Origin of the sequence: Bradyrhizobium sp. CCGUVB14 (genome assembly GCF_024199935.1) — a bacterium.
Lineage (GTDB): Bacteria > Pseudomonadota > Alphaproteobacteria > Rhizobiales > Xanthobacteraceae > Bradyrhizobium.
The window spans coordinates 2575281-2600913 of the sequence record NZ_JANADS010000001.1 but is presented as its reverse complement, the minus strand read 5'-3'; the positions used below and the strand labels follow the sequence as shown (position 1 = coordinate 2600913).

The following is a 25633-nucleotide window of genomic DNA, read 5'->3' as shown; positions in this document are numbered from 1 at the left end:
TCCAGACTATATTTTGCACCGCACAAGAATTTGACATAGTTAAGCGCGACACTCGGTTTGAGCGAAGTCTTGCGGCGATTTGAATGAACGCGATGAGTGGTTTGGGCCTGCCTCAACGACGACAATCTTCCGATCGTGCCTCAGGTGGTTTCTTGGGCGGATTTCGCGCGGCACTTGCTCTCGCAGTGCTGATGCTGGTGTGCGCTGCCGGCAGTTGCGAGGCGCAATGCGTCGAGCAGGGGGAGCGTGTGTCCGCGGAGATCTTGAAGGTCTTCCAGATGGAGCCGACGTCGCTCCTGCGGGACCGCGACGTCCGCGGCGACCGCAACAAGCTCACGGGTCGCCTTGCAGCCTATGTCGTGAGTGACATCACGATTCTGTCCGCAGTGCGCGCGCTCGTCAGCGAATCCGCCAATGTCGAACGGACCTCGATCGGCATGGCGCTGCGCCGGGCGCAGCTGATTTGCGTGCCGCGCAAACCCGAGAACGCCCAGAAGATCAGTCAGTTCGTGCAGAAGCTGTCGGACTCGGCCGTGAGCGCCGGCTACTCCGCGGAGCTCGAGGCTGTCGAATTCAATCCGAATGCGGTGGCGTCCCCGTCGGGAAGTGCGCCAGGGTCGGCGACCAACAAGCCTTCTGGTTCTGCCAACAGCCTCATGTCCGGCGAGTGGAGTACGGATGTCGGCGATCCGTTTGCTCCTGCGCCGCTCCCCCAATAATCCCACGTCAGGTCGATGAACATTCAGATGTATCAGCCCAGAGAGCAATTCCACCTGCAAGAGAGGTCCGCCTTCGATTTGGCGGGGTCGTCTCTCAGCCTCGAGCGCATCATTGGCATTCTGCGCCGGCAGTGGCCTGTCATCGCGGGGGTCGTCGGCGTCGCGGTGGCGATCTGCCTCGTCTACCTGCTGACGGCGACGCCGATGTATACGGCAAACACGCGCATCCTGATGGACACCCGCCAGACGCAGGTGCTCGACAAGGACAACGGCACGCCCAACGCGCTGATCGACCCCGGCTTCGTCGATAGTCAGGTCGAGATCATCACCTCGGACGATCTGATCCGGTCCGTCGTCCGCCGCATGAATCTGACGGAGGATCCCGAGTTCAACGGCTCGGATCCAGGCCTCCTGCCCGCCATTATCGGAAAAGTCATCGGGCTGTTCGGATCGGACGGGCCCGCCTCGAAGGAACGCATCGAACGCGGGACGGTCGCTGCGGTCGAGAACAACCTCAAGGTCGAGCGTCTGCTGACGACCTACGTGCTGTCGGCCAGCTTCCGCTCGCGGGACCCCGACAAGGCGGCCCAGATCGCCAACGAGATCGCCGACGCCTATATCGTGGGCGCGCTCGACGCGAAGTATCAGTCCACCAAGCGCGCCAGCGAATGGCTGCAGCAGCGCAGTGCCGAGCTGCGCGAGCAGGCGACCGCCAGCGATCGCGCCGTGCAGACCTTCAAGAGCCAGAACAATATCGTCGGCACCAGCCGCGGCCTGATGAACGAGCAGCAGCTCACCGACGTGAACACGCAGCTCATCCAGGCGCGCGCGGCCACCTCCGAGGCCAAGGCACGGCTCGACCGCATCGAGGCGATCAGCGACAAGGATCTTGCCCAGCCGACGGTCACCGACGCGCTGAACAATCCCGTCATCACCCGCCTGCGCGCTCAATATCTCGATCTGCAGGCGCAGTATTCCGATTGGTCGGCCCGCTACGGCAAGACCCACCAGGCCTCGGTCAATCTCGCCAACCGCATGGAAGAGCTGCGCAAGTCGATCGCGGACGAAGTCAAGCGTATCGGCGACGCCTATCGCAGCGACTACGAAATCGCCAAGAGCCGCGAGACCTCGCTGGAGGAGAACCTCAAGAACCTGGTCAGCCAGGCTGGCAACACCGGCCAGGCGCAGGTGAAGCTGCGCGACCTCGAGAGCGCGGCCGACACCTACCGCAACCTGTACAACAGCTTCCTCGAGAAGCAGCAGCAGGCGATGCAGAACCAGAGCTTCCCGATCAGCGAATCCCGGATCATCAGCACCGCTGTGAAGCCGGACCGCAAGAGCTCCCCCAAGACCGTGCTCTCGCTGATCGGCGCGCTGTTCGGTGGCCTTTGCTTCGGCCTGGGCGCTGCCTTCGCCCGCGAGATGCTGAGCGACGTGCTGCGTTCTCCGATCGAGGTCGAGGACGAGATCGGCGTCAAATGTCTCGGAGTGCTTCCGGCCATCGGCGCCAAGGCGATGGGCCTGCCGAAGGTGCGCGGATCGCGACCGCCCGACGGCGGAGCCGACGCCGGCCCGCTCTCCCGCTACGTCATCGACCATCCCTTCTCGCGCTATGCCGAGACCATGCGCAACATCAAGGTCTCGATCGATCTCGCCCGCCTGTCCCGCGAGGTGAAGGTCATCGGCATCGTGTCGTCGCTTCCGAAGGAAGGCAAAACCACGGTTTCCGCCAACTTCGCGCACCTCACCGCATTCACAGGCAAGCGCGTGCTGCTGATCGACGGCGACCTCCATACGCGTTCGCTCACCAAGGAGCTCGACCCGACCGCCAAGAGCGGGTTGCTCGAGGCTCTCAAGAGTCCGCAATCGGTCGGACATCACATTCGGCGCAGCGCCGAGACCGGCCTGGATTTCCTGCCCTCCTTTGCCGTCACGCGCATGGTGAACTCCGCCGACATCATGGCCTCGAAGGCGATGGCCGATTTGTTGACGCTGCTGCGTAACGAATACGACTACATCGTCATCGATCTTGCACCGGTGATGCCGGTGACCGACGCCAAGGCCATCAGCCACCTCATCGACGCCTATGTCTATGTCATCGAATGGGGCCGCACCACGCGTACCGCCCTGCAGGAATCGATGTCGAGCTCAGAAGGCATCCAGAAGAAGGTGCTGGGCGCCGTTCTCAACGGTGCAAACCCGAAGATGCTGAAGCGCATCGAGGGCTACAAAGGCTCGCACTACAACGCGTACTATGTCGAGGGAGCCTAAGGCCGAAGCCGGCGCATCTCGCCGCTCGCGCTGGCTCGCGCGCGGCGCCAATTGCTTGCTGGCGGCCTCCGCCCTGGCATGGGCGGCATCGATCCTTCCCAACCTGACCGATCCCACGGTCTCGCGGGTTGCCCGGCAAATCGCCGCCGGCGAGAGCTACGATGCGCCGTTGCTGAGGCGTATCGTCGCGGCGAACCTGCCCGCGGCTCAGCACCAGTGCGAACCGAAGGCGCTTCGGGAGTTGCTCGTCCTGCAATTGTCGGCCGCCGACATGACCGTCCGCGGCACCGACCTGACGCAGGCGGATGCGGACGTTGATGCTGTCCAGCGCATGAGCAGGATCCTGCTGGGATGCGCTCCGACCGAATCACTCGGATGGCTGGCAGCGTTCTGGGCCGGCTCGCGCCAGGACGGGCTAACGGCCAGAACGGTCGCTCTTCTCGGCGAATCCTACCGCCTGGCACCGCATGAGGTCTGGCTGCAAATGATGCGCGTGCCCCTCGCCTTCCGGGCATTCGACGCGCTGCCCACGGCGTTGACGGACGCGACAGTGCAGGACTTCAACGACGTCTTCCATGACCGGCTGTATCCGAGCGCAGCCGCCCTCTACGTCAAAGCGCCGGCGTCGACACGCAGCAGACTTCTCGATCTGACCTGCGACGTGTCCGCCAGGGAGAAATTGGCTTTCTGGTATCTGGTCCGGGACGCCGGAGGAAAGATCCAGCATCGCTGCTATCCGGCAGACGACCGTCCGCGCTATCTGCTCGAGAATTAGCGACTGCGCCGATAGCGCACACACAGGAGCGCTGCGCCTCGCCAGCTTTCATGAGATCGATGCGGTAGAGACGTTCTGCCGACGACCCGGCAGAGGCTCGCGCTTCTCAGTAGGCTTCCTGATGGATCAGGGCCAGAGCGGTCTTCAGGATGATCCTGATGTCCAGCCAGATGCTCCAATTGCTGACGTACCAGACGTCATACTCGACGCGCTTCTCCATCAGGTCGATGGTCGGCGTCTCGCCGCGGAAACCGTTGACCTGAGCCCAACCGGTCAGGCCCGGCTTCATGTGGTGCCGATACACGTAGTTGCTGATCAGCTGGTCGTAATAATTGTCGTGCGCAAGCGCATGCGGCCGCGGTCCGACCAGCGACATCTCACCGCGCAGGACGTTCCAGAGCTGCGGCAACTCATCGATGCTGGTCCGTCGCAGCACGCGACCGACGCGGGTGACCCGGGCGTCAGACTTCGTCGCTTGCGTCACGATGTGGCCATTCTCCGCCACCGTCATGGAACGGAACTTCCAGATCTGGAACGGCTTGCCGTTGAACCCGCGCCGGGACTGCTTGAAGATCACATTGCCCATCGAGTCGAGCTTGATCATGATCGCCGCCGTCATCAGCAGCGGTGCCAGCAGCAGCAGGGCAAACGAGGCAAGGCCGATATCCAGGCAGCGCTTCTGCGCCCGCTCGTACACGGTCAGTGGTGCGCGCTGGATCTCGATGGCAACCGTGCCGCTGACCGGCTGGAACGGCCGCGAGACCAGATCGGCGATCGGAAAGTCCGGCAACAGGCGAATCGGCTGGGGAACCACGCGCAGGTGCTGGCTCAGCTTCTGGAGCAGCGGCATCTCGTCCCAATCGATGACCAGGAGATATTCCTCGACATCAGCCGCGCGCGCCTGGCGGACGACGTCGCGAATCTCGTGATCCCACCCCTCACCATCTTCGGACGGGCCGAGAACGAAATGACGCACGACATTGAAGCCGTGCTTGCGCAAATCCTTGAAACGGCTCGACGTGAAATCGAGCGGCTTCAGGCTGAGCAGCACGACCTTGCGGTCGACCAGGCGGCCTCTCGCATAGCTCGAGTTCAGCGCGATGCGCCACAGCACCCGGAGACCACCGAGGGCAGCACCACCGGTCGCAGCGAACAGCAGCGTGGTTCCGCGCGACAGATCCGCCGACGATTTGAGCAGGAACGCCTCGACCGCGAGAATGGTCAGCGAGATCGCCCAGATCGCGAGCGTCTTGCGGAGCTGCCAGACCGTGTTGAGCAGACGATGGTGATCGTAGATGCCCTGGAAGTAGGAGATCGTCACGAACACCGCGGCGACCACAAGGCCCGCGCCGACCGACGAATCCTGTTCGGCAACGAGCAGGCGATACAGACCGCTTGCCGCGAAATAGCTCAGCAGGAGTGCGAGAAAGTCACCCGCGATCAGAGCGATCTGGAGGGGACGTTGGAGAGCACCGCGACGGTTCGATATAGCCGAATAATAGTTTTCCGAACCATAAGTTGCTACAGCCATCCGAACCTCGCTGCCTCGTCACGCATTCGCAACCGCCGATTGCATGCAGTCGTTTTAAATTTGGGGGTGCGTCTTCGACAATGTCTTAACTAAACAAAGCAACAATGCGGCACCGCACCTAAAAAATCAAATCTATTTTCTGCAATACAGCACCTGCTTTCTGCAACACGGTGCTCGCATTCGCGCATGCTCAAAGTGTTGTCACAGGCCTGACATCTAACTGAGCATCGCGCCGTATTTCGCATCAAATCATTCCAGTTTTAAACATATTTGCGCGCGCATTTGAACGGTTGTTCAACCCTGTTACTTAAGCCGACCTTAGGCCGGCGCCATTAACACTCGTGGCAGTTTCGAGGGAGTTGTGCCGTGAGTGCCGTCGCCATTTTCAGTCTGCTGATCGGATCGTTGCTTGGAGGCAGATTCCGGATTTTTATTCTGCCTCCGGCAATCGTGCTGGGCGGAGCGATCATTGGCGCGGTCTCGGCCTGGCAGGGACAAGGCGCCGCTCACATTGTCGTTATGATCGTCGTCTTTGCGGGCTTGCTGCAGCTTGGCTATCTCTGCGGCGCGCTTCTGGTCCGCTCGCGTGCGGCAGCGTATCGCGCCGAGGCCGTAGCGTCGTTCGACAGCCCGCAGCTTCGGTTGAGCGCACCCAGCGCGGCAAATCGACGCCTCATCAGACCACACGGGTGATCAAGGCGGTTGCACGAACCGACGTTCACATGGCGTCGACAAAAAAAGCTGCTCGTGCGGCCCCAAATTCGTCGATAGCATATTGACATCTCGGGCGAAGCTCTCTGAAAGAGTTGGACCTCATGGTCACGACCCCGACTCAGACCTCGCCCCGGCCGAAGCTGCCGAACGGCGTGCGAATCTACGCACTCAGCGACATCCACGGCTGCGCGCATCTGCTTGAACAGATGTTCGCCGTCATCGATGCGGACATGGCGAACAGCCGGCCCTATCGCGCGATCGAGGTCTTTCTCGGCGACTACATTGATCGCGGACCGGACTCACGTCACACGCTCGATCTGCTGATCGACCGCAGCCGCCGCCGCAACACGGTCTTTCTCAAGGGCAATCACGAGGCCTATTTCACCTCGGTGCTGGATGATCCCTCGCGCACAGCCGACTGGTTTCAGTTCGGCGGGCTCCAGACCCTGATGTCATACGGGATCTCGGCAGCGCCCGATCTTAGCAAGGACGAACAGTCGGATCTCGTGCGCGAACTCACTTCCGCGATGCCGCCGCAGCACATCGCGTTCCTGCGCCAGCTGCGGCCGACCTTCACATGCGGCGACTTTTTCTTCGTGCATGCCGGCGTTCGTCCGGGAATCCCGCTGTCCGAGCAGCGCGAGCAGGATCTGCTGTGGATCAGGGACGAATTTCTGCAGAGTAAGAAGCGGTTCGGCAAATACGTTGTGCACGGCCATACGCCGGTGCGCCAGGCCGAGCTGCTCGAGAACCGCGCCAATATCGACACCGGGGCGTACGCGACCGGCAACCTGACCCTGTTGTCGATTCAGGGCAACAGCATGCTCGCGATCTAGATAGCGCTTTCGAGCGAAGTGGACACGGGTTCGCGTCAAGAAAACGCGTCAAAACAAAATCCGGCGCGCCCGCGCACGGCGCGAAGCGTCAATTGGTCTGGCTGGCCGGCGGCCGGTATTCCGGGAACCGGCTGAGCATCGCGGCCTTCAGGAATTTGAAATGCGCGATCGAGGCGCTGAGCTCCTTGAGCCTGCGCTGACCGTTGAGGATTTCCTTGTCGAACAGGTCCTGATGGTGATTGTCCAGCGCTTCGCGCTCGAGATATTCGTCATTGCCGTTGCCGATGGTCACGGCCGCGCGCGCCAGCACGTCCTCGACCCGGCGGTTCAGACCTGATTGCTCACGCTCCGCGGCCTGCAGCGCCTCCTCGATTGCGATCATGATGCCTTCGATGCGCGTGCGATCGGTCTCGGCGTCGCGCTCGGGCGAGCGGGCACGGAACGTCTGCTCGCCGCCGAAGCGATCTTTCAGGAAATTGTGAGTGCGGGCCCGCAAGAAGAGCTGAAACATGCGTGCACTTTCCGGTTCGAGGCGCCAAACCGGAAAATGGGCCCTGGATGGTTAACAAAGTTTAAAGGCCGCGGAACGTTGTGCTCCGATGCGGCCGCGTGAACCGGCGTTCAAATCGTCGCCTTGAAAGCATCCAGCTCGCGATCGAGCGCCTGTTGCCAGCTCGGCGGCGTAACGCCGAACTGCTCGCGCAGTCGCGTGAGATCAAGGCGGGAATTGGAGGGCCGCTTTGCCTTGACTGGAAATTCGTCCGAGCGGATTGGAACGATTTCCTTCACGGCGAATTGCACGCCCCTCGATCGCAGCCCGGCAACGATCGCAGTCGCAAAACCGTGCCAGCTGGTCTCGCCCCCGCAGACCAGATTGACGACGCCGCCGCGCTGCTCGAACGTCTTGCGAAGGTCGTCGTCGCTCCGCGGCAGCATCGCAACCACTGCTTGCGAAATCGCATCGGCTGTCGTGGGCGCGCCGATCTGATCGGCGACGATCCGCAACTGCTCGCGCTCTCCGGCGAGCCGCACGATCGTCTTGAGAAAGCTCGCACCCGTCGCGGAGTAAACCCAGGACGTCCGCGCGATCACATGCAGGGCACCCGCCTCGGCAATGGCCTGATCGCCGGCGAGCTTGCTTTGGCCGTAGACCGAGAGAGGACCCGGCGTGCTGTCCTCGCGCCACGGACGATGGCCGGTGCCGTCGAAAACATAGTCCGTCGAAAAGTGCACCAGCGGCACGCCGCGGGGCGCCGCCCATCGGGCGATCGCCTTGGGAGATTCCGCGTTGATCCGGAACGCGAGCTCTCGCTCGTCCTCAGCACGATCGACGGCGGTATAGGCGGCGGGATTGATGATCAGATCCGGCTTGATCGAATCCAGCTTGCCTGCAAGCTCGTCCGGTCGCGAAAAATCGAACTCCTCCAGCTCCGGCGCAACGACATCGGCGCGTCCCTTGAGCAGTGGAAGCAGAGCTCCGCCCACCTGCCCAGCAGTGCCCGTCAGAAGAATCTTCATGTCAGACCTCCCCGTAGCGCGGGAGGTTCTTCACATCTGCGAGCAAGGGCGCATCGGCATCCTTGGCCGACAGCGCGGGATCTGCGAGGCCCCAGTCGATACCGATCGCCGGATCGTTCCATCGAATCGAGATCTCATCCTTCGGGCTGTAGAGCGCGTCGCATTTGTAGAAGAAATCGGCCGTCTCGGAGAGAACGGCGAAACCATGGGCGAAGCCGCGAGGAACCCACAATTGCCGTCGATTCTCCTCATTCAGTTCGACGGCGACATGACGCCCAAAATTTGGGCTACCGACGCGAATGTCGACAGCAACGTCCAGGACTCTGCCGCGGAGCGCCGTGACCAGCTTGCCCTGCGCGCCCGGATTTTGTAGGTGCAGCCCACGCAACACTCCATGACGCGAGCGTGACAGATTGTCCTGAACGAACGGCCGCGCAACCCCGCTCTGCGCGTAGCGCTCGAATTGGTAGGTCTCCAAGAAAAAGCCGCGTTGATCGCCGAATAGCTTCGGCTCGATGATCAAAACCTCTGGCAGATCTGTCTTGATGATGTTCATTCCAGCGACTTCAGCTCCGCACGTACAACAATCTTGTGCAGCGCACACTATCTGATATTTTCGAATTGGTAAACCAGAGGGACCTATGAAGGGAATTATACTCGCTGGCGGAACAGGCTCGCGCCTCTTTCCCGTCACGACAGTGGTGTCGAAGCAGCTGCTTCCGGTTTTCGACAAGCCGATGATCTACTATCCGCTGTCGACATTGATGCTCGCTGGGATCCGCGACATTCTCATCATCTCGACGCCGCAGGACAAGCCGCTGTTCCAGCGCTTGCTTGGCGATGGATCGCAGATCGGCGTCAACTTCTCCTACGCGACACAGGACACCCCGCGCGGTCTTGCCGACGCCTTCATCGTCGGCCGCGAATTCGTGGGATCGGATTCCGTCGCGCTGGTTCTCGGCGACAATATCTTCTACGGCCACGGACTTCCGGAGATGCTGGCCAGGGCGGCAGCACGCAAGAGCGGCGCCACGGTCTTCGGCTACGTCGTCAACTCGCCCGAGCAATACGGCGTGGTCGAGCTCGATGGTGACGGGCGTGCGCGCTCGATCGAAGAGAAGCCCAAGCAGCCGAAGTCGAATGTGGCCGTCACTGGCCTCTATTTCTACGACAACAGCGTGGTCGACATCGCGGCGGGGATCAAACCTTCGGCGCGGGGCGAGATCGAGATCACCGACGTGAACAACGCCTATCTCGCGCGTGGCGACCTGTTCGTCGAAGTGCTCGGGCGCGGGTTTGCCTGGCTCGACACCGGCACGCACGCCTCGCTGGTCGAAGCCAGCCACTTCGTTCAGATACTGGAACAGCGCCAGGGCTTGCGCATCGCCTGCCCCGAGGAAATCGCGTTGCGGCGCGGTTACATTTCTCTCGAGGCCTTCAAGAAGGTTGCTGAGAGGACCGCCAAGAGCAGCTACGGCGAGTATCTGCAATCGGTTGCCCGCTCCTTCGCCGCTCACGACTGAGGCAAATCACACATGCGTTTCGAAGGCTCAACGATTTTCGTCACGGGCGGTGCAGGCTTCATCGGCTCTGCAGTCGTCCGTCATCTCCTCCGCGACACGCACGCGCGCGTCGTCAACATCGACAAGCTGACTTATGCGGCGAACCTCGAGTCGATCCCCGACGCCGAGGCCAATCCGCGTTATGCATTCGAGCAGCAATGCATTTGCGAGGCTGCCTCGCTCCGCAAGCTGTTCGAGAAGTACCAGCCCGCCGCGGTCATGAATCTCGCGGCCGAGAGCCATGTCGATCGTTCGATCGACGGCCCCGGCGAATTCATCCAGACCAACATCGTCGGCACCTTCACGCTGCTGCAGGAGGCGCTGCGATACTGGAGGGGGCTGAGCCCGGACCGCCGCTCGCAATTCCGCTTTCTCCACATCTCCACAGACGAGGTGTTCGGGTCGCTCGGCAAGGACGGTTACTTCACCGAGACCACGTCCTATTCGCCCAACTCGCCCTACTCGGCGAGCAAGGCGTCGTCCGACCATCTGGTGCGCGCCTGGCGCGAGACCTACGACCTTCCGACGATGGTGACGAACTGCTCGAACAATTACGGGCCGTATCACTTTCCCGAGAAGCTCATTCCCCACATCATCATCAAGGGGCTCGCGGGCGAGCCGCTGCCGGTGTACGGCGACGGACAGAACATTCGCGACTGGCTCTACGTCGAGGACCACGCCAAGGCGCTCACGCTCGTGCTCGAGCGCGGTGCAATCGGCGAGACGTACAATGTCGGCGGCCGAAACGAGCGCACCAATTTGCACGTCGTCGAAAGCATTTGCGACATGCTGGACGAAATGTCGCCACGCACCGCAGGTCCCCGGCGCGGCCTGATTTCGTTCGTCGCCGACCGCCCCGGTCACGATCGCCGCTACGCGATCGATGCTTCGAAGCTCGAGCGCGAGCTCGGATGGCGCGCCGACGAGAATTTCGAAAGCGGCCTTGCCAAGACGGTTCGCTGGTTCTTCGACAACCGCGACTGGTGGCAAGCCATTCTCGATCGCGGCTACCAGCAGAAGCGCATCGGCCTCGGCTAGGGATCGACCGCCCCCTTGGTGGCAGCTGCCGTCCCGCAAGATGTGACGGCAGCCGACCACGTCGATCCGCAAGAGGGACTCACACGAGGATGCACGAATCCTATTTCGTCTGGATTCGCGGCCTGGATGGTCGTCCGAAGCCGCAGATCTGGGACGCGGACCAGTTTTCCGGGCCGGAATGGAAGTTCAGGCACGTCATGGCCCGACATGCTCTTGACGCAAGGGTACGTGGGATCGGGCTGGACCGCCTCGCGAAGCTTTTTCCCGCGCCGCCTGTCCCGGACGAACTGGCCTGAGATTGGAGCCTGTAAAAGGCTAGAGGTAGGGCCGATCGACGCGGCTTTGCGCCATCCAGACCTTCCATGCGTCTTCGTGCTTGGCATAGAGCTCCAGCCAGCGCTGCTCGCCCGGAGCAGGCTGAGAACTTCGCTCGATCCAGATTGCTCCGGTTCGACCGGCATCCGGCTCGCTGTCGAGCCGCTCGAACTCAAAGGTCTCCTCGAGCGTAAGCCCGATCAGAACGCGCCTGCCGACCGCATCGACAAAATATCGCCGCGGCGCATTGTTGTTCCTGACGCTCGTCATAGCGAACCTCTCTCGCGATCCACGGGCCGCTCAGACCAACCGGACAATGCCCGCGAGCCCGAACGGCCAGGGGCAAATTGCCTGACCATCCGCGTCGGATTCCAAAACTCAGTCGCGCACGCAGGGACCATCAAGTCCCGCAAGAACCATGCGCAACTTAGTGAGGGCATGCGAGCGGAACAATATCGGGCACGACCTAACCTGCCTCGTATGGTTACCTTCGCGCGGCGCGGTTTCGGCTGAATTCGCTCAGAACGCACGGCGCGCCCTGGCAAACGACAGGTGCTGGCGCTGCCAGGCAGCCTGGACCGGTCGCTGTTCCCTGCGCGCCCGCCGCCCGCGCATCGCATAGCCGATGCAGAAGCCGACGAAGATTGAAATCAGAATCGAAACCCAACTCATCCGAGGTCTTTCACTTTGGCCGCGCGTCCGTCGCCTCCTTTCGGAGTGCGAACATTCTCACCTTCGAGTTGTGTCGAGATCGTGATCGCGGTCGCTGATTTTGTTGTCACAGGCGGGAATTTTTGTGCAGCAGCGTGCTTGCTTCCTGGCCGTTCGCGTCAGCCAAACAGCCAGAAGAAGAATTTCACCGACAGCAGAACGATGAAATAGGCCCACCCTGCCATTGCGATCAGCGCAATGCCGAGAAAGGCACCTTCGAATGCCCGCTCTCTCATCTTCGATAGAGGCTTTGCAGATAGCGTTTTTTGAAGCATCTCGATCTTCTTTTTCTTGTATCGCTCGCGCGATCATAGCCGAATGAATTCGACGATCTCGTGACGGATACAGACGAGAAACGGTCGCCGCGCATGCAGAATCCATCACGACAGCGATCTTCAACGAATTTTGAATCGATGCTGCCCGCAACGTCGGAACGCGGAACAATTTTTCCGACGACGCGTTTGTGCGGACTTTTGACGAATCAAGAGTTTGCAACTTTCACGTGAGTCCTTCCGACTGCATGTGAAGTTTTGCAAGCTGTCTTGCGGACGGAGCGGAGACCGGCTCGGCGGCAACCGGACGTGGTGGCGGGATGTCAGGCCGGATGGTCGCGAAGGTCGCCGATTGACGCGCGATAAGGAAAACCCCGGAATTGTACGGAGCGCCAAGGGCCGATTTCCTCGCGGTAAGGTTGAGGGGTTAGCTTAATCCCCGTTGTTTGTTGCGAAGTCTCACCGATCGCATATCCATCTTCGCACCGGGCTTTCCCCAAGAGCCCGGCCCCACCCAAGCAAAGCCGTCGAGCGACATGGGTCCGCTTGGCGGCTTTGTCGTTGTGTCGATGGAAGAGGATGATTTCGGTTATGGCGCGGAAGCCCTGGTCGTTCAAGGAAGACCGCCGGCTCATGGAGCTGGCCAAATCTTCGACGTCGTTGGAGGACGCAGCGAAGCAGCTCGGGCGATCGCCCGACGCAATCAAGCGAATGGCCTTGCGTCTCGGCCTGGCGCTGAAGTCGAAGGCCGCCAAGAAGAGCTAGCGGGCCTATGCCGCGCGAGCGACAATTCGTGGATGCGGGCCATTGCCGTCGGCACCGGCCGAATGCAAGTCGCAAAACGACGCATTCCCGACGTCGCAGCGCTCTCGATCTCTCCGCGTCCGGATGTTTGACTCTCCAATTGAACGTCGGCTTTTTTGTTACCGAGGCATTTGCTCGACGGCCTCGGTATCCGATCGATAATCTGTTGGAGGATTGCACCATGTTGTCCCGCGCTCTCGCCGTCGCCTTGCTCCTGGCCCTTCCTTCCGTGGCGTCGGCGCAAGTTCCCGTGGGGTTCGGTTTCCCGAAGGGGGCACCCTGGTGTGCGTTTGGCTTCGATTGCCGATTCCTGAATTTCCACGAATGCGCGGACCGGATCTATGACCCCGCGCATAACTGCCTCAAGAATCCCTACTTCGCGGCCCGCTACCCGACCAATGTCGACAAGGGCTGGTCCTACAATCGACGTTGAACGCGGCGCGCCGCCGACGCCATCGTCCTGGCAGCGAACCGATCCTCGTCGCGCTTGCCCCGACGGGCTCCCCCCGCGGATGACGAGAATTTGAGCGGCGCCGCGATCGCTTGCCCAACCCTCGATAAACGGAACTCCTGGGCCGCCTCAGCATTGCTCCCTTAGGGAATGCGGGGGGCGGAGCCCATCATGGCAAACTCTTTCCTAATTGTGATGTCGATTTGGCTCGCCATTAATGTCCTGGTCGCCGCGTGGCGATTGTGGGTGAGCCGGCCCGATAGCTGGAACATTGATACCGGCGCCCGCCATCTCAGTCCCGTCAGGGTGAAATCGCAATTGCGCCGCCGCGCCTGACGCCGCCGACGTCCCCGGTCGCGCCGGAGGCCTTCGGGCGTTCCCAGGACTGTGAACTGGCGTCATGCAACCACACGCGATCGCCTTAAACCCTATCTTAGCGCCTCCGAGGTTAGAGTTCTGGTCATTCTCTCTTAACCTCTGCGGGCCGGATGAAAGCAACACGGCCGAAACTCTCACTGGCAGTGCTCGTGCTTGCGGGCATGGTTGCGTTCGCCCTTGCCGGTCACATCGCGGCGACGCGGTTCATCCGGGATCAGCAGGCGCGCCAACTCGACGAGCTGACCGAAGTCGTGCTGCGCCGGTCCGAATTCGCCGTCGACTTCGCGACCGCGAGCCTTGACGAGCTGGCCGGCCGCGGGCTCGCCACATGCGCCCCCGCCTCGCTCCAGGCGATCCGCCTCCACGTCTATCAGCGCTCCGCCGTGAAGGACGTCCGCCTTGTCAATTCGGACGGCTCGGTGATCTGCTCGGCCTATTCGGAGACGCTCGAATTCGACAAGGGCTGGGTCGATCGGGCCGACATGCTTGCGTCCCGCGATTCGAAGTTGATGCTATTCCGTGTCGAGCAGTTCGGTGGCGACGCGCTCGGCGTGCTCAGGGACATCGGCGACAACAAGGCACTGGTCGCCATTCTCGGCATCAACTCCAGCCTGTTCGACATCATGCCGGCCGAGCTGCGCGCCCATGGCGAGGTGCTGCTGGCACTCAAGAACGGCGCACAGCTCGGCGAGTTCGCGCTCGACGCCGACAAAACGCCGGCGCATCCGATTGAGTTCGAGAAAGGCTCAGCGCGCTATCCGTTGCGCGCGGTCATCCGCATCGACAATTCCGTGCTGTCGACCTGGAACAGCGAGATCTATTGGCCGGCGATGGCGGTCGCGGTCGCACTCGGTGTGCTGTTCGGGGTCCTGTTGTCGCGGACGCGGCGCATGGAAGGACCCGTCGCCGATCTCGATCGCGCGCTGGCGCGGGGTGAATTCAAGCCTTACTTCCAACCGATCTTCGATCTCCACACCGGCGAGATCAGAGGCTGCGAGATGCTGGCGCGCTGGTTGCGCGAGGACGGCACGGTGGTGCCGCCGATGAATTTCATCCCACTGGCGGAATCCAGCGGACGGATCGAGGCCATGACCTGGCAGCTGCTCGGCCGCGCGCTGGCCGACCTCCAGCCGCTTCTCAAGGCCGACAAGGATTTCAAGCTCTCATTCAATGTCGTTCCCAGGCACCTGCTCGGCGCAGGGTTCGTCGAAACGCTTCGCAGCACCGTCGCGGCGGCACGGGTGTCCGCGCGACAGATCGTGCTCGAGGTGACCGAGCGCGACGAGCTCGACGATCTCGCGCGCGCCGCGGCCGTGGTGGGCGAGTTGCGCGACTACGGTTTTCGCGTGGCCATCGACGACGTCGGCGTCGGCCATAGCGGACTGTCGCGATTAAAGGGGCTCGGTGCCAACACGATCAAGATCGACAAGTTCTTCGTCGACACCATCACGGTGGACGCCTCGACCACGACGATCGTTGAGATGCTGGTGGCGCTCGCCAGGGATTTCCACATGACCGTGGTTGCGGAAGGCATCGAAACCGAGGAGCAGGTCCGCGCGCTGATCTCGTGCGGCGTCGAAGAGGGTCAGGGCTATCTCGTCGCCGCGCCCCTGCCCTTGGCGAAATTCAGCGAATTGCTGGCGTCGCGGCGTGCCGCGACCGTGGCTCCGGCAGGCGATACCGCGCTGGTGGCGTAGGCCTGCCCGGCTGGTCCGAATTCGGACAGTTGCGATCTGCACCATGTCCCGGTGCGAACCACCTGTCATGAAGGCGCCATCGAAGAGATACGCCCCTTAACGATATTCTCCGCTTTCGAGAGCGGCACGCCGGTCGACCGGCTATGATGCTGCAATGCGCCGAAATCACCTCATCGCAGCTGCGGCCGTCTGCCTTGCGCTGATCGTCTATGCCACGCTGGCGACGCTTGCGGGCAGGCCGGTGTTGATCGGCCATGCCGAGGCGTATTGGGTCGTCGTCATCGAGCGCTTCAGCGCCTATTGCCTGCTGGGCTTCCTGCTGTCGTTCCTGCTGCCGGGACGCTTCAGGCTGGCTTGCGCATTCGTGATCGCGGTCGCCGTCGGACTCGAGGTCCTGCAGATGCTGGTGCCGGATCGCGATCCGCGATTCATCGACGTGCTGCAAAAGTCGGCCGGCGGCATCCTCGGCGTCAGCCTCGCCCAGACCATTCTGGCTTTCCTGCCCAGACCGCCGTCCTGACGCGGGCGGCGTCAGCTCACATCGCGAACGCGATATGCAGCCGGGCCGACAAATCATTTTGCCATCTGCCCGCGCAGCTCACCGCCTGGATTGGCCGCGGTGTGAATGTTCGCATACCATTTGCCGGCCAGGAGATCGGCAGCCTGCGTCTCGGTGAGGGTTGCGGTGCCCTGGATCGGGCTTTGCGTCGACTTGAACGGCAGTGCGATGCCGGCATTCTTGCCGGATTCGCTCGGTCCATGGAAATGCGCGCCGAGCGCCGGACCGGTCAGATTCGCGTAGGTGACCGTGTAGGTCAGAACCTTGGTATCCGTGTCGAAAGCCGCCTCGGCCTTGCCGGAGCCGGAACTCGCGTTGGGCGGCACCTCGTTGCTGCCCTTGAGGTCGGCCTGCAGTTTGACCACTTCGGCGCCGGCGGTGGTCACGAGAAGGGGCGGGAGCGCAAAAACCAACGCACCCGCCAGGTACACGGCTCTCAACATGGCAACCTCCCAGCCCGGATTCCGTTGGCTTCGACCTGTTCCGGTGTGAAACACCGGAGGTCGCACCAAATTCCGCCTGGATGATTATGCCTGATTCGAGCGGAGCGGACTGCTGCCGGAGCGGCGGACCTACGCCACGCCGCGCCTGAAGCCGTCCTGATCGGTGCCGAATCCGGCGGACATCTGCCGGTGGGTTTCGCGCAGCGCCGTGATCGCGTCATCGAGGCCGAATTCGCCCTCGCGAATGGTCTCGAAGAAGCGGGTCATCAAGCCAAAGTCCAGCTTGACGCGGGTGTTTCCATCGCGGCTCTTGCGCCGATCGAGCAACAAGTGCAGTGCCAGCACCCTGGCTTCAGGGGCCGTGCAGCCGCTGAGCGTCGCGAGTTCGTCATAAGTCATCCAGATCTGAGGCATATCCCTGTCCGCCTTTTGTTATGGGCCTCAACCTAGATTTCACATCTAAAAGCACTGTTGCCGCGGTGCGGCCTTCACGTGCTTTCGCGACAACAGCGTCAACGCAAAGCTAAGGCGCAGGATGCGTCAGGACGCCGGAGGCCTGGAGGGCGTGAATGGCGGCCGCGGCCGCGACCGGCTGTCGAGCCCCTTGGGCAACTTGTCGGGATTGAGCTTGAGGACCGCGCATTTCGCATCGGCCGGCAGCGCTTCTTCCTGGCTGTAGATCAACGTGCACTCGAACTCGACATCGGGCGCCTCTCGCGCCGTGCCCGAGCATGTCGCCATCGCGCCGCTGCAGAGGCCGGTCAGATTGACCTCGACCTCATCAGGACCAAACACGCTCGGATTGCCCTCGGCGTGGCGCTTCACGGTCAGAACAGCCGTGAAGCGTTGCTGATCGACCTGATAGGAGCCGCCATAGGTGAAGAAGCTGTCACGGCCCGAGATTCGCCCCTCGATCAATTCAACGAGGCCGGTGCCCTGGCCACGCGGGGTTCTGAACCAGGCAGCGTATTTGCCGTCTCTCAACATGAACAACATCCGTCGCAATATTCAAACGTATTTGCGACCAACTCTGGGGCGCGACAATGGCCGATATGGCGGGTATTCCGCCACGGTTAACGACCTGCAAAACCAAAGCGTCAAATTGCGGTGTGCCGCATGCGCGACGCCCGCGGCAACTCAAAACAATTCGATGCCGTCATCCGCAGGCTCGACAGCCTCGACCCGGCGAGCGGCAGCGCTCGACGTCAGCCCGAGCGCTTGCAAAAACTCCCGGTGGATGTCGCGCTCGCGCTCCATCGTGTAGCGCGCGAAGAGACCGTCGAGCAGCGCCTCGTCCTGCGGCTGCGGCCGATGCGTGCCTGCGCTTGCCGTCTCCAGGCGCGCAGCGACGGTGGGCAGCGTCGCAGAGCTCTCGCCGAGCGAGCTCATCAGCCCTTGCGCCGAATTCATCAAGCCTTCGAACTCGGCGCCTTCGTCGACGAGCCGGCTCATCAGCTTGCCGAGCCGTTCGTTGCCGGCTTCGACCTCGCGCAGCGCCTGGAGGATCTGCGGCTCCAGATTGGCGAGTTGCGTCGGATCGCCCTGGACGCGGAGCTCCTTCAACGCGTTGGCGGAGCGCTCGATGCCGTCGAGCACGGGGCGCAAGCGCCCTGCGCCGGCCGAGACCTGGTCTGCAGTCGCCTTCAGCTCGTTCGCGATCACGACGAAGGCGCTGCCGCGGCTACCGAGATGGCTCGCCTTGAGACCCGCGTTCATGCCGATCAGCGTGATGTCGACCGTGGCCTCCGCCAGCCCCGCAATGGCCTGGCGGAATTTCGTCAGCGTATCCTCGACGACCGCGAGCGCCTCGTCGACCGCGCGTCCGGCGCTCTCGCACGTGCCGATCAAGGTCGAGGCCTGGGCCAGCGTCTGCTTGATGCGGGTCAGGAACGACGCGGAAGAACCGTTCTCGCCACCGAACAGCGAGCGGCCGTGACCGACGACGCCACTTGCATCGCTCAGGATCGCCGACAGCGCGCGGATGATCTGGCCGATGTCGCCGCCGAACTCGCGCTGCGCGTCCCTGAGCTGAGCCGCCTGCAGCCGGCGGATCGCATGCGCGCCGTCATCGCTTGCGACCGGTTCCGGAACGAGGCTCGGCGCGGCGTCGGAGGAGAGGCGCAAGCCGTGGCAGACATGTTCAAGGCGCTGCCGCGTGCTGTCGCCGGCCTGCAGGGAAATGATCGCACCGCCGACCGCCTCGGCGATCTTCCGCGTGCTGCCGCTGGCGAGATCGGCGAGATGGCTGCTCTTGCTGCGCTGGTCGCGCAGGCCGGAATAGGCCGCACCGAGTTCGGCGCTCTCGGCGACCAGCTGATCGCCGTAACTTCTCTCGAATTCCTTCTGCCGGCCGGAGGCGGCCGCGACCGCGTCCGACAGGCGCTGCTGGTCTCGCGCGCACCCCTCGATCGAGCCCTGCACGGCCTTGCCGAGATCGTAGGCTTCCTGCGTGAAGGCGAGAAAGCCCTCGCGATCGCCATCGAGCGACGCCGCCTCGATCCGCGCGCTGCGCGCGATGATGGTGATCATCTGGATATGCTTGAACAGCGGCTTCAGCAGCGCGGATGCCTCGGTCGTGCTCTTGCCGATCGTCGCCAGCAGCGCACTCTCGGCCGGCAGTGCCTGCGCCAGCTCGCTCAGTCGCGCCGCGATCTCCTGCAGCGCAGTCGCGGCACCTTCGATCTCGGCACCGGAGAGCTCTTCGGAAAGAGACGCGAGCCCCTGATTCAGCTCCTTGAAGATGATGTGGCCGCGACCGAGCTCGTGACCGACGCGCGCAAACACGTCCTCGATGCGCGACGAGACGTCTTCGACCGCGGAAATCGTATCCGTCAGCGTGTTGGCCGGAAGCACGGACATCGCGATCAACCTACCGTCGCCGCGTGCCCGGCCTGGTACCAGTGCATGATCTCGCGCGGGATATGATTCAGCGCGACCACTTTCTCGACCCCGCCATGGGCGATGGCTTCCTTGGGCATGCCGAACACGACGCAGCTCTCTTCGTCCTGCGCGCGGGTCGAGGCGCCGAGCTTGCGCATTTCCAGCATGCCGCGCGCGCCGTCATCGCCCATGCCGGTCATGATGACCCCGAGCGCATTGGCGCCGGCGTGCTGGGCCGCGGAGCGAAACAGCACGTCGACAGAGGGCCGATGCCGCGACACCGGCGGGCCGTCCTTGATCGCGACCTGATAGCGCAAGCCGATGCGCTGGAGCAGCATGTGCCGGGCGCCCGGCGCGATATAGGCCCAGCCCGGCAGCACCGGCTCGCCGTCCTCCGCCTCCTTGACGCGGATCTGGCAGACGCCGTCGAGGCGCCTGGCGAAGGCGGCCGTAAAGCCCGCCGGCATGTGCTGGACGATCAAAATCGGAGGGCAGTTCGCCGGCAACATCTCGAGCACGTCGTTGAGCGCTTCCGTTCCCCCCGTCGAGGCACCGATGCACACGATGCGCTCGGTGGTCGGCCGGACCTTGCCCTGCACCGGCGGCGGGATGATGGCGTCGGCCGTCAGCTTCTTCTCGATCACCCGTCGTTCCGTGCGCGGCCGCACGCGCGCACGCGCCGCCGACTTCACGGATTCGCGCAGCCGCGTCGAGCACTCCAGCAGTGCCTGCCGCGTGTCGATCTTCGGCTTGGGCACGATATCGACGGCGCCGGCCTCGAAAGCCTCGAACATCACGTTCGAGCCTTCCTCGGTGAGCGACGAGCAGATGATCACGGGGATCGGACGCTGCGCCATGATCTTGCGCAGGAACGTCATGCCGTCCATGCGCGGCATCTCGAGGTCGAGGATCATGACGTCGGGAAGTTCGTCCTGGAGACGACGGGCCGCCACGAACGGATCCGACGCCGTCGCCATCACCTCGATGTCGGGATCATCGTTGAGGATCGTTTGAAGGATTTGGCGCACCGACGCCGAATCGTCCACGATCAGTACGCGAACTTTCCCTTTCGGCATATTCGGCGGAGCTCCAATCAGACCTGAAAAATGGTGGGCTGAACCTGCTTCAAACCCGGGACGGCACTGTGAATCATGGATTCCGAATGGCCGACCAGCAAATACCCGCCCGGCCGCAGATGATTGCAGAGCTGCTCGACGACCTTTCGCTGGGTCGGCTTGTCGAAATAGATCAGCACGTTGCGGCAGAAAATCACGTCGACGTCCCGGTCGACGGGATAGGACGGATCCATCAGGTTCATGCGCATGAAATGCGTCATGCGCCGCAGTTCCGGCACGACGCGCACCTCACCACGCGACTTGTCGCGCGAGGACAGGAAATATCGCTTCACGAACGGCTCCGGCACCGGTGCCAGCACGTCGCGGGTGTAGATCGCGGTCTTGGCGAGGCGTAGCACCGCGGTCGAGATGTCGGTGCCGAGGATGCGGTACTGAAATCGCGACCCGCTCCGCGTCATGTCGTCCAGCACCATCGCGGTGGTGTAGGCCTCCATGCCGGTGGAACTCGCCGAGCTCCAGAATTTCAGGTTTGCATTCTTCCGGCCGTGCGACTTGAGCAGCGCCGGGATGGCGATGTCCCGCATGAAAGTGAAGTGCTGCGGCTCGCGGAAGAAGTCGGTCTTGTTGGTCGTCACCACATCGATCAGATGGGTGAGCTCGGTGTCGAAATGATCGGCCTCGAACAGGTTGTCGACATATTCGTTCAGGTCGGAGAAGTTCAACGCGCGCACGCGCTTGTGCAGACGTCCCTCCAGCATCAGCCGCTTGCCCTGCGGCAGCTTGATGCCGACCTGGCCTTCGATCAGTTCGGCAATGGTCCGGAAATGACGGTCCGACAAGTGCACGGCCGTATCCTGCATGGCGGGCATCATGGCCGCCTGCCCCGGCCCTGACGGCCCGCATGCAATGAATGTCGGGCCAACCGGGCCATTTTGCTTCCTACGCGTCTACACAAGAGAAGAGAACAAGTCCGCCCGATGGGCGGGCGGACCTGTTCCCGGAAAATCTCAGCGCTGAAAATCGGCGTCCCGATCATCCTCACCGTCGTTCATGTCGAAAGCAAAGCCGCCACCGCCCGCCGCCTTCATGGCGCGTGCCGGCCTGGCCTGCGGCTTCTTGGCGGGGCGCTCGGCCGCTGCCATGGTCGCGGCCTTGGCGCGGAGCTGAGTGACGGCCCGGTCGACAGGCGCCGGCCCGTTGCTCTTCCCGCCATGCTCGATGCGGAAATAGGCGATCGTCGACTGCAGCTGCTCGGCTTGCGAGGCGAGCTCTTCCGAGGTCGAGGACACCTCCTCGGAGGCGCTGGCGTTTTGCTGGCCGACCTTGTCGAGCTGCTGGATTGCCTGGTTGATCTGGGCCGAGCCGACGTCCTGCTCGCGGCAGGCCGCGGTGATCTCCTCGACGAGCTCTGCGGTCTTCTTGATGTCGGGGACGAGCTTGGACAGCATGGCACCCGCTTCCTGCGCGACCTTGACGGTGTCGGCCGACAGCGTGCCGATCTCGGCCGCCGCCGCCTGGCTGCGCTCGGCGAGCTTGCGCACTTCGGAGGCGACCACCGCAAAGCCCTTGCCGTGCTCGCCGGCGCGCGCGGCCTCGACCGCGGCGTTGAGCGCGAGCAGATCGGTCTGGCGTGCGATCTCCTGCACGATGGTGATCTTCTCGGCGATGGTCTGCATCGCGTTGACGGCGCGACCCACCGCAGCACCGCTGGCTTCGGCGTCCTTGGCCGACTGCGCCGCGATCTTCTCGGTCTGGTTGGCGTTGTCGGCGTTCTGCTTCACGTTCGAAGCCATCTCTTCCATCGAGGACGAGGCTTCCTCGGCGGACGAGGCCTGCTCGGTCGCGCCCTGCGAAAGCTGCTCGGCGCTGGCCGAGAGCTCCTGGCTTCCGGCCGAGACGTTCTGCGCCGCGGTCAGGGCTTCCGAGACGATCTGACGGAGCTTCTCCACCATCCGTTCGAGCGCGAGGCCGAGCGTATCCTTGTCCGACAGCGCCTTGGCTTCGACGGTGAGGTCGCCCTGCGCAATCTGGTTGGCAAGGGCCGCGGTGGCGTTCAGGTTCACCGTCATCGCGTTCAGCGACTTGATGAGATCGCCGATCTCGTCATTGCTCGAAGCCTCGATCTTCTGGCTGAGATCGCCGATCGCGACCGCATCGGCGAGGCCGACGGCCTGCGCCAACGCGCGGCTGATATTGAGCGCGATCCAGGTCGCCGCGACGACGGCGATCAGGAGCGAGGCAATCACCAGGCTGATCAGCAGCATCTCGGCGCGGGCGCCGTCCTGCTTGGACTGCTCGGCCTGCTCCGCCATGTTCTTCTTGACGTTCTTGATGTAGCCGTCAGCTGCCTCCAACGCGTCCGCGACGACCTTGCGGCCGTCATGCATGGAGCGGTCGAGCGCCTTCGGCTTGTCGGTCTTCGCAAGCCTGACCGTCTCGTCCTGATAGGCGTTCAGCTTGGCGAACGCGACGGAGAAATTCTCCATCAGTTTCTTGCCGCTTTCGCTGGCCGCGGCGGTGATCTCGTCCTTGGACTTCGTCAGCGCTTCGCGGTTCTTGGCGAGGTCGGCGACGAACTGGTCGTATTCGGCATCGCTTGCCGCGAGGATCGAGTTCTTCTCGGCGCGCACCAGGAACAGCACGCCCTCCTTGAGCTCCGCGGCCTTTTCCATCCGGCCCGCGCGGCCGACCAGCTGCTCGGTGGTACCGACCATATCCGACAGCTTCAAATACCCGACCGCACCGGCGATCATGGACAGCAGGATGACGACGCCGAAGGCGCTGGCAAGCTTGGCTTTGACGGTGAATCTCATGATGTATCTCGTAGTTCTGGATTAATGTTGCTTACGCTTGCTGCACAAAATCTAGGATCAGGCGGCGCGAGGCGCCTCGCCCGGTAGCTCGTCATTCGCCATCAGCTTGGCGAGATCGAAGATGACGACGAATTTCTCGCCCTTGCGGCCAATGCCGGCGGCGTAGTCGGACTGCCATTTGCCGCCCACCTCGGGGATCGGCTCGATCGCCTGCTCGTCGATGTCGGTGACCTCGAACACGCAGTCGGCGACGAATCCGACGCCGACCAGGCGCTCCTTCATCGGCACGTCGAGGATGATGATGCGGGTCGCCTCGGTCGCTGCCACGGCCGGGAGGCCGAGCTTGGTGCGGAGATCCACGATCGGATAGCCGGCGCCACGCACGTCGATCATGCCGAGCAGGAAATTCGGCGCATGCGGCAGACGCGAGATCGGCCGCATGTCGAGGATTTCACGCACGTTGCGGATCGAGATGCCGAACGTCTCGCCGGCGAGCCCGAGCGTCAGATATTGCGAGGTTGCGGCCATGCTCAAGTCCAGGGTCAGATGGTTCTAGTTGTCAGCGCTGAAACTCGGCGTCGCGATCGTCTTCGCCGTCGTGCATGTCGAAGGCGAAACCGCCGCCATTGGCGACCTTCATCGCGCGCGCCGGCTTGCGCGCGGGCACAGGCTTCTTTGCGCCACGATCCGCCGCCTGCATCTGCCCTGCCTTGCTGCGGAGCTGGGTCACGGCACGGTCGATCGGCGCGGACGAAGCGCTCTCGCCACGACCGGCCTGCTCGATGCGGAAGAACGAGATGGTCGACTGCAGCTGCTCGGCCTGCGAGGCGAGCTCTTCCGAGGTCGAGGACACCTGTTCGGAGGCGCTGGCGTTCTGCTGGCCGACCTTGTCGAGCTGCTGGATGGCCTGGTTGATCTGCGAGGAACCGACATCCTGCTCGCGGCAGGCGGCGGTAATCTCCTGCACCAGCTCGGCGGTCTTCTTGATGTCGGGCACCAGCTTCGACAGCATGTCGCCCGCTTCCTGCGCGACCTTCACGGTCTCGCTCGATAGCGTGCCGATATCGGCTGCGGCAGCCTGGCTGCGCTCGGCAAGCTTGCGCACTTCGGAGGCAACCACCGCGAAACCCTTGCCGTGCTCGCCGGCGCGGGCAGCTTCGACCGCGGCATTCAGGGCGAGCAGGTCGGTCTGACGCGCGATCTCCTGCACGATGGTGATCTTCTCGGCGATGGTCTGCATCGCCTGGACGGCGCGACCGACGGCAACACCGCTGGCCTCGGCATCCTTGGCCGACTGCGCCGCGATCTTCTCGGTCTGGTTGGCGTTGTCGGCGTTCTGCTTCACGTTCGAGGCCATCTCTTCCATCGAGGAAGAAGCCTCCTCGGCGGAGGACGCCTGCTCGGTCGCGCCCTGCGAGAGCTGCTCGGCGCTGGCCGAGAGCTCCTGGCTGCCGGCGGAGACGTTTTGGGCAGCGGTGAGCGCCTCGGCGACGATCTGGCGAAGCTTTTCGACCATCACGTTCAGCGACTTCGTGAGATCGCCGATTTCGTCATTGCTCGACGACGGGATCGTCTGATTGAGATCGCCATCGGCGACCGCGCCGGCAAGGTTGACTGCGCGACCCAGCGAACGGCTGATCGAGATCGAAATCCACAGTGCCGCAGCGATCGCGACCATCAGCGACACGCCAAGGAGCGTCATCAGCAAGAACTGCGCCTGGTGCCCCTCTTCCTTCGACGCGACGGCCTGGTCGGCCATCTGCTTCTTGGTGTTCTCGACGTAGGCGCCCATCGACTCAAGCGCCTCGTTCACGATCTTGCGGCCCTCATTGGTGGAGCGATCGATCGCTTTGGCTTTGTCGGTCTTGGCGATCCGGATCGTCTCTTCCTGATAGGCATTCATCTTGGCGTAGGTCACGGCAAAGGCGTCAAGCAGCTTCCGGCCGGCCTCGCTCGCCAGGGCGTAGACCTCATCCTTGGTCTTCAGGGCGGCGTCGCGACGCTTGGCGGCGTCCGCCGCAGCCAGGTCGACTTCGCTCTCATTGCCGATAATCGCGTTCTTTTCCGCGCGAAGCTGGATCAGAATGTCCTTCTCGATCTCGGTCGCCTTTTCCATGCGCTTGGCGCGCAGGACAATGCTGTCGGCCGTCGCCATCATGTCGCCGAGCTTCATATAGGCGACGCCGCCGGCAACCATCGACAGAACGATGACCAGGCCGAACGCGCTGGCAAGCTTTGCCTTGACCGTAAATCTCATATCCAGCCCCTAA

29 protein-coding genes are annotated in these 25633 nt (G+C 63.0%); 13 read left to right on the top strand and 16 right to left on the bottom strand.

From position 1 onward, the window contains the following. Positions 1-152 precede the first annotated feature (152 nt). Genes NLM32_RS12025 through NLM32_RS12015 form a run of 3 tightly spaced genes read left to right on the top strand, consistent with a single transcriptional unit; the run spans position 153 to position 3765 of the window. Positions 153-719: a hypothetical protein gene (locus NLM32_RS12025; protein WP_254129185.1), complete on the top strand. Its 567-nt coding sequence runs from the start codon at positions 153-155 to the stop codon at positions 717-719. A gap of 27 nt (positions 720-746) precedes the next feature. Continuing rightward, a complete protein-coding gene (locus NLM32_RS12020) occupies positions 747-2990 on the top strand; it encodes a polysaccharide biosynthesis tyrosine autokinase (RefSeq protein WP_254129184.1) in 2244 nt (747 codons plus the stop codon). Between the two features lie 55 nt (positions 2991-3045). Beyond that, on the top strand, positions 3046-3765 hold the full coding sequence (locus NLM32_RS12015) for a hypothetical protein (protein WP_254129183.1): 720 nt from the start codon (positions 3046-3048) through the stop codon (positions 3763-3765). Positions 3766-3871: 106 nt separating this feature from the next. Here NLM32_RS12015 and NLM32_RS12010 read toward each other — a convergent pair whose 3' ends face one another. Continuing rightward, positions 3872-5296 carry an undecaprenyl-phosphate glucose phosphotransferase gene (locus tag NLM32_RS12010; protein ID WP_254129182.1) on the bottom strand — a complete coding sequence of 475 codons (1425 nt, stop codon included), beginning with the start codon at positions 5294-5296 and terminating at the stop codon, positions 3872-3874. A 366-nt stretch (positions 5297-5662) separates the two neighbouring features. On the opposite strand from NLM32_RS12010, the gene NLM32_RS12005 reads away from it, so the two are divergent. Both NLM32_RS12005 and NLM32_RS12000 read left to right on the top strand, forming a co-directional pair. Continuing rightward, positions 5663-5989 carry a hypothetical protein gene (locus NLM32_RS12005; RefSeq protein ID WP_254129181.1) on the top strand — a complete coding sequence of 109 codons (327 nt, stop codon included), beginning with the start codon at positions 5663-5665 and terminating at the stop codon, positions 5987-5989. Between the two features lie 122 nt (positions 5990-6111). Continuing rightward, positions 6112-6846, top strand: a complete 735-nt coding sequence (locus NLM32_RS12000; RefSeq protein WP_254129180.1) for a metallophosphoesterase family protein — start codon at positions 6112-6114, stop codon at positions 6844-6846. A gap of 88 nt (positions 6847-6934) precedes the next feature. On the opposite strand, the gene NLM32_RS11995 is transcribed toward NLM32_RS12000, so the two are convergent. The 3 genes from NLM32_RS11995 to rfbC all read right to left on the bottom strand — a co-directional run bounded on the left by NLM32_RS11995 (position 6935) and on the right by rfbC (position 8920). Then, a complete protein-coding gene (locus tag NLM32_RS11995) occupies positions 6935-7357 on the bottom strand; it encodes a hypothetical protein (RefSeq protein WP_254129179.1) in 423 nt (140 codons plus the stop codon). Between the two features lie 110 nt (positions 7358-7467). Next, positions 7468-8364 carry a dTDP-4-dehydrorhamnose reductase gene (gene rfbD, locus NLM32_RS11990; protein ID WP_254129178.1) on the bottom strand — a complete coding sequence of 299 codons (897 nt, stop codon included), beginning with the start codon at positions 8362-8364 and terminating at the stop codon, positions 7468-7470. A gap of 1 nt (position 8365) precedes the next feature. Then, positions 8366-8920: a dTDP-4-dehydrorhamnose 3,5-epimerase gene (gene rfbC, locus NLM32_RS11985; RefSeq protein WP_254129177.1), complete on the bottom strand. Its 555-nt coding sequence runs from the start codon at positions 8918-8920 to the stop codon at positions 8366-8368. Positions 8921-9005: 85 nt separating this feature from the next. Between rfbC and rfbA the strand changes: the two genes are divergently transcribed. From rfbA to NLM32_RS11970, 3 genes are all read left to right on the top strand, one after another. Then, entirely contained in the window at positions 9006-9887 is an 882-nt protein-coding gene (gene rfbA, locus NLM32_RS11980) for a glucose-1-phosphate thymidylyltransferase RfbA (protein WP_254129176.1), read from the top strand. A 12-nt stretch (positions 9888-9899) separates the two neighbouring features. Further along, positions 9900-10964, top strand: a complete 1065-nt coding sequence (gene rfbB / locus NLM32_RS11975) for a dTDP-glucose 4,6-dehydratase (protein ID WP_254129175.1) — start codon at positions 9900-9902, stop codon at positions 10962-10964. Positions 10965-11053: 89 nt separating this feature from the next. Continuing rightward, positions 11054-11260: a hypothetical protein gene (locus NLM32_RS11970; RefSeq protein ID WP_254129174.1), complete on the top strand. Its 207-nt coding sequence runs from the start codon at positions 11054-11056 to the stop codon at positions 11258-11260. A gap of 19 nt (positions 11261-11279) precedes the next feature. On the opposite strand, the gene NLM32_RS11965 is transcribed toward NLM32_RS11970, so the two are convergent. From NLM32_RS11965 to NLM32_RS11955, 3 genes are all read right to left on the bottom strand, one after another. After that, a complete protein-coding gene (locus NLM32_RS11965) occupies positions 11280-11549 on the bottom strand; it encodes a hypothetical protein (protein ID WP_254129173.1) in 270 nt (89 codons plus the stop codon). Between the two features lie 249 nt (positions 11550-11798). Continuing rightward, positions 11799-11951: a hypothetical protein gene (locus NLM32_RS11960; RefSeq protein WP_254129172.1), complete on the bottom strand. Its 153-nt coding sequence runs from the start codon at positions 11949-11951 to the stop codon at positions 11799-11801. Positions 11952-12109: 158 nt separating this feature from the next. Beyond that, complete coding sequence (locus tag NLM32_RS11955; protein WP_254129171.1) at positions 12110-12265, bottom strand: hypothetical protein; 156 nt, start codon at positions 12263-12265, stop codon at positions 12110-12112. A 588-nt stretch (positions 12266-12853) separates the two neighbouring features. Here NLM32_RS11955 and NLM32_RS11950 point away from each other — a divergent pair. The 5 genes from NLM32_RS11950 to NLM32_RS11930 all read left to right on the top strand — a co-directional run bounded on the left by NLM32_RS11950 (position 12854) and on the right by NLM32_RS11930 (position 16112). Next, the gene (locus NLM32_RS11950; protein ID WP_254129170.1) at positions 12854-13027 is read left to right on the top strand and encodes a hypothetical protein; all 174 of its coding nucleotides are present in this window, start codon (positions 12854-12856) and stop codon (positions 13025-13027) included. A gap of 220 nt (positions 13028-13247) precedes the next feature. Beyond that, a complete protein-coding gene (locus tag NLM32_RS11945; RefSeq protein WP_254129169.1) occupies positions 13248-13499 on the top strand; it encodes a hypothetical protein in 252 nt (83 codons plus the stop codon). 189 nt (positions 13500-13688) lie between these two features. After that, positions 13689-13853 (top strand): hypothetical protein, encoded by a 165-nt coding sequence (locus NLM32_RS11940; protein ID WP_254129168.1) that lies wholly within the window; start codon positions 13689-13691, stop codon positions 13851-13853. Positions 13854-14005: 152 nt separating this feature from the next. Then, complete coding sequence (locus NLM32_RS11935; RefSeq protein WP_254129167.1) at positions 14006-15592, top strand: EAL domain-containing protein; 1587 nt, start codon at positions 14006-14008, stop codon at positions 15590-15592. A gap of 154 nt (positions 15593-15746) precedes the next feature. Further along, a complete protein-coding gene (locus tag NLM32_RS11930; protein WP_254129166.1) occupies positions 15747-16112 on the top strand; it encodes a VanZ family protein in 366 nt (121 codons plus the stop codon). A gap of 53 nt (positions 16113-16165) precedes the next feature. Here NLM32_RS11930 and NLM32_RS11925 read toward each other — a convergent pair whose 3' ends face one another. The 9 genes from NLM32_RS11925 to NLM32_RS11885 form a co-directional block, all read right to left on the bottom strand. After that, on the bottom strand, positions 16166-16594 hold the full coding sequence (locus tag NLM32_RS11925; RefSeq protein WP_254129165.1) for a CHRD domain-containing protein: 429 nt from the start codon (positions 16592-16594) through the stop codon (positions 16166-16168). 129 nt (positions 16595-16723) lie between these two features. Next, positions 16724-17008, bottom strand: a complete 285-nt coding sequence (locus NLM32_RS11920) for a hypothetical protein (RefSeq protein ID WP_254129164.1) — start codon at positions 17006-17008, stop codon at positions 16724-16726. Between the two features lie 126 nt (positions 17009-17134). Further along, a complete protein-coding gene (locus NLM32_RS11915) occupies positions 17135-17581 on the bottom strand; it encodes a hypothetical protein (protein WP_254129163.1) in 447 nt (148 codons plus the stop codon). 150 nt (positions 17582-17731) lie between these two features. Beyond that, the gene (locus NLM32_RS11910) at positions 17732-19453 is read right to left on the bottom strand and encodes a chemotaxis protein (protein WP_254129162.1); all 1722 of its coding nucleotides are present in this window, start codon (positions 19451-19453) and stop codon (positions 17732-17734) included. Positions 19454-19458: 5 nt separating this feature from the next. Next, on the bottom strand, positions 19459-20550 hold the full coding sequence (locus NLM32_RS11905; RefSeq protein WP_254129161.1) for a chemotaxis response regulator protein-glutamate methylesterase: 1092 nt from the start codon (positions 20548-20550) through the stop codon (positions 19459-19461). Positions 20551-20567: 17 nt separating this feature from the next. Next, a complete protein-coding gene (locus NLM32_RS11900; protein ID WP_254129160.1) occupies positions 20568-21422 on the bottom strand; it encodes a protein-glutamate O-methyltransferase CheR in 855 nt (284 codons plus the stop codon). A gap of 135 nt (positions 21423-21557) precedes the next feature. Further along, positions 21558-23363 carry a methyl-accepting chemotaxis protein gene (locus tag NLM32_RS11895; protein ID WP_254129159.1) on the bottom strand — a complete coding sequence of 602 codons (1806 nt, stop codon included), beginning with the start codon at positions 23361-23363 and terminating at the stop codon, positions 21558-21560. A gap of 57 nt (positions 23364-23420) precedes the next feature. Next, positions 23421-23891 (bottom strand): chemotaxis protein CheW, encoded by a 471-nt coding sequence (locus tag NLM32_RS11890; protein ID WP_200472456.1) that lies wholly within the window; start codon positions 23889-23891, stop codon positions 23421-23423. Positions 23892-23922: 31 nt separating this feature from the next. Then, the gene (locus tag NLM32_RS11885; RefSeq protein WP_254129158.1) at positions 23923-25620 is read right to left on the bottom strand and encodes a methyl-accepting chemotaxis protein; all 1698 of its coding nucleotides are present in this window, start codon (positions 25618-25620) and stop codon (positions 23923-23925) included. Positions 25621-25633 lie beyond the last annotated feature (13 nt).

Excerpts from the sequence above, each read along its gene's own strand:
- NLM32_RS12020 (WP_254129184.1), top strand. The coding sequence starts at position 747 with ATGTATCAGCCCAGAGAGCAATTCCACCTGCAAGAGAGGTCCGCCTTC.
- NLM32_RS11935 (WP_254129167.1), top strand. The coding sequence starts at position 14,006 with ATGAAAGCAACACGGCCGAAACTCTCACTGGCAGTGCTCGTGCTTGCG.
- NLM32_RS11905 (WP_254129161.1), bottom strand. The coding sequence starts at position 20,550 with ATGCCGAAAGGGAAAGTTCGCGTACTGATCGTGGACGATTCGGCGTCG.
- NLM32_RS11945 (WP_254129169.1), top strand. The coding sequence starts at position 13,248 with ATGTTGTCCCGCGCTCTCGCCGTCGCCTTGCTCCTGGCCCTTCCTTCC.
- NLM32_RS12000 (WP_254129180.1), top strand. The coding sequence starts at position 6,112 with ATGGTCACGACCCCGACTCAGACCTCGCCCCGGCCGAAGCTGCCGAAC.
- NLM32_RS11950 (WP_254129170.1), top strand. The coding sequence starts at position 12,854 with ATGGCGCGGAAGCCCTGGTCGTTCAAGGAAGACCGCCGGCTCATGGAG.
- NLM32_RS11915 (WP_254129163.1), bottom strand. The coding sequence starts at position 17,581 with ATGTTGAGAGACGGCAAATACGCTGCCTGGTTCAGAACCCCGCGTGGC.
- NLM32_RS11920 (WP_254129164.1), bottom strand. The coding sequence starts at position 17,008 with ATGCCTCAGATCTGGATGACTTATGACGAACTCGCGACGCTCAGCGGC.
- NLM32_RS11995 (WP_254129179.1), bottom strand. The coding sequence starts at position 7,357 with ATGTTTCAGCTCTTCTTGCGGGCCCGCACTCACAATTTCCTGAAAGAT.
- NLM32_RS11970 (WP_254129174.1), top strand. The coding sequence starts at position 11,054 with ATGCACGAATCCTATTTCGTCTGGATTCGCGGCCTGGATGGTCGTCCG.
- NLM32_RS11900 (WP_254129160.1), bottom strand. The coding sequence starts at position 21,422 with ATGATGCCCGCCATGCAGGATACGGCCGTGCACTTGTCGGACCGTCAT.
- NLM32_RS11965 (WP_254129173.1), bottom strand. The coding sequence starts at position 11,549 with ATGACGAGCGTCAGGAACAACAATGCGCCGCGGCGATATTTTGTCGAT.
- NLM32_RS11940 (WP_254129168.1), top strand. The coding sequence starts at position 13,689 with ATGGCAAACTCTTTCCTAATTGTGATGTCGATTTGGCTCGCCATTAAT.
- NLM32_RS11910 (WP_254129162.1), bottom strand. The coding sequence starts at position 19,453 with ATGTCCGTGCTTCCGGCCAACACGCTGACGGATACGATTTCCGCGGTC.
- NLM32_RS12010 (WP_254129182.1), bottom strand. The coding sequence starts at position 5,296 with ATGGCTGTAGCAACTTATGGTTCGGAAAACTATTATTCGGCTATATCG.
- NLM32_RS11885 (WP_254129158.1), bottom strand. The coding sequence starts at position 25,620 with ATGAGATTTACGGTCAAGGCAAAGCTTGCCAGCGCGTTCGGCCTGGTC.
- rfbC (WP_254129177.1), bottom strand. The coding sequence starts at position 8,920 with ATGAACATCATCAAGACAGATCTGCCAGAGGTTTTGATCATCGAGCCG.
- NLM32_RS11955 (WP_254129171.1), bottom strand. The coding sequence starts at position 12,265 with ATGCTTCAAAAAACGCTATCTGCAAAGCCTCTATCGAAGATGAGAGAG.
- NLM32_RS11925 (WP_254129165.1), bottom strand. The coding sequence starts at position 16,594 with ATGTTGAGAGCCGTGTACCTGGCGGGTGCGTTGGTTTTTGCGCTCCCG.
- rfbA (WP_254129176.1), top strand. The coding sequence starts at position 9,006 with ATGAAGGGAATTATACTCGCTGGCGGAACAGGCTCGCGCCTCTTTCCC.
- rfbD (WP_254129178.1), bottom strand. The coding sequence starts at position 8,364 with ATGAAGATTCTTCTGACGGGCACTGCTGGGCAGGTGGGCGGAGCTCTG.
- rfbB (WP_254129175.1), top strand. The coding sequence starts at position 9,900 with ATGCGTTTCGAAGGCTCAACGATTTTCGTCACGGGCGGTGCAGGCTTC.
- NLM32_RS11930 (WP_254129166.1), top strand. The coding sequence starts at position 15,747 with ATGCGCCGAAATCACCTCATCGCAGCTGCGGCCGTCTGCCTTGCGCTG.
- NLM32_RS11960 (WP_254129172.1), bottom strand. The coding sequence starts at position 11,951 with ATGAGTTGGGTTTCGATTCTGATTTCAATCTTCGTCGGCTTCTGCATC.
- NLM32_RS11895 (WP_254129159.1), bottom strand. The coding sequence starts at position 23,363 with ATGAGATTCACCGTCAAAGCCAAGCTTGCCAGCGCCTTCGGCGTCGTC.
- NLM32_RS11890 (WP_200472456.1), bottom strand. The coding sequence starts at position 23,891 with ATGGCCGCAACCTCGCAATATCTGACGCTCGGGCTCGCCGGCGAGACG.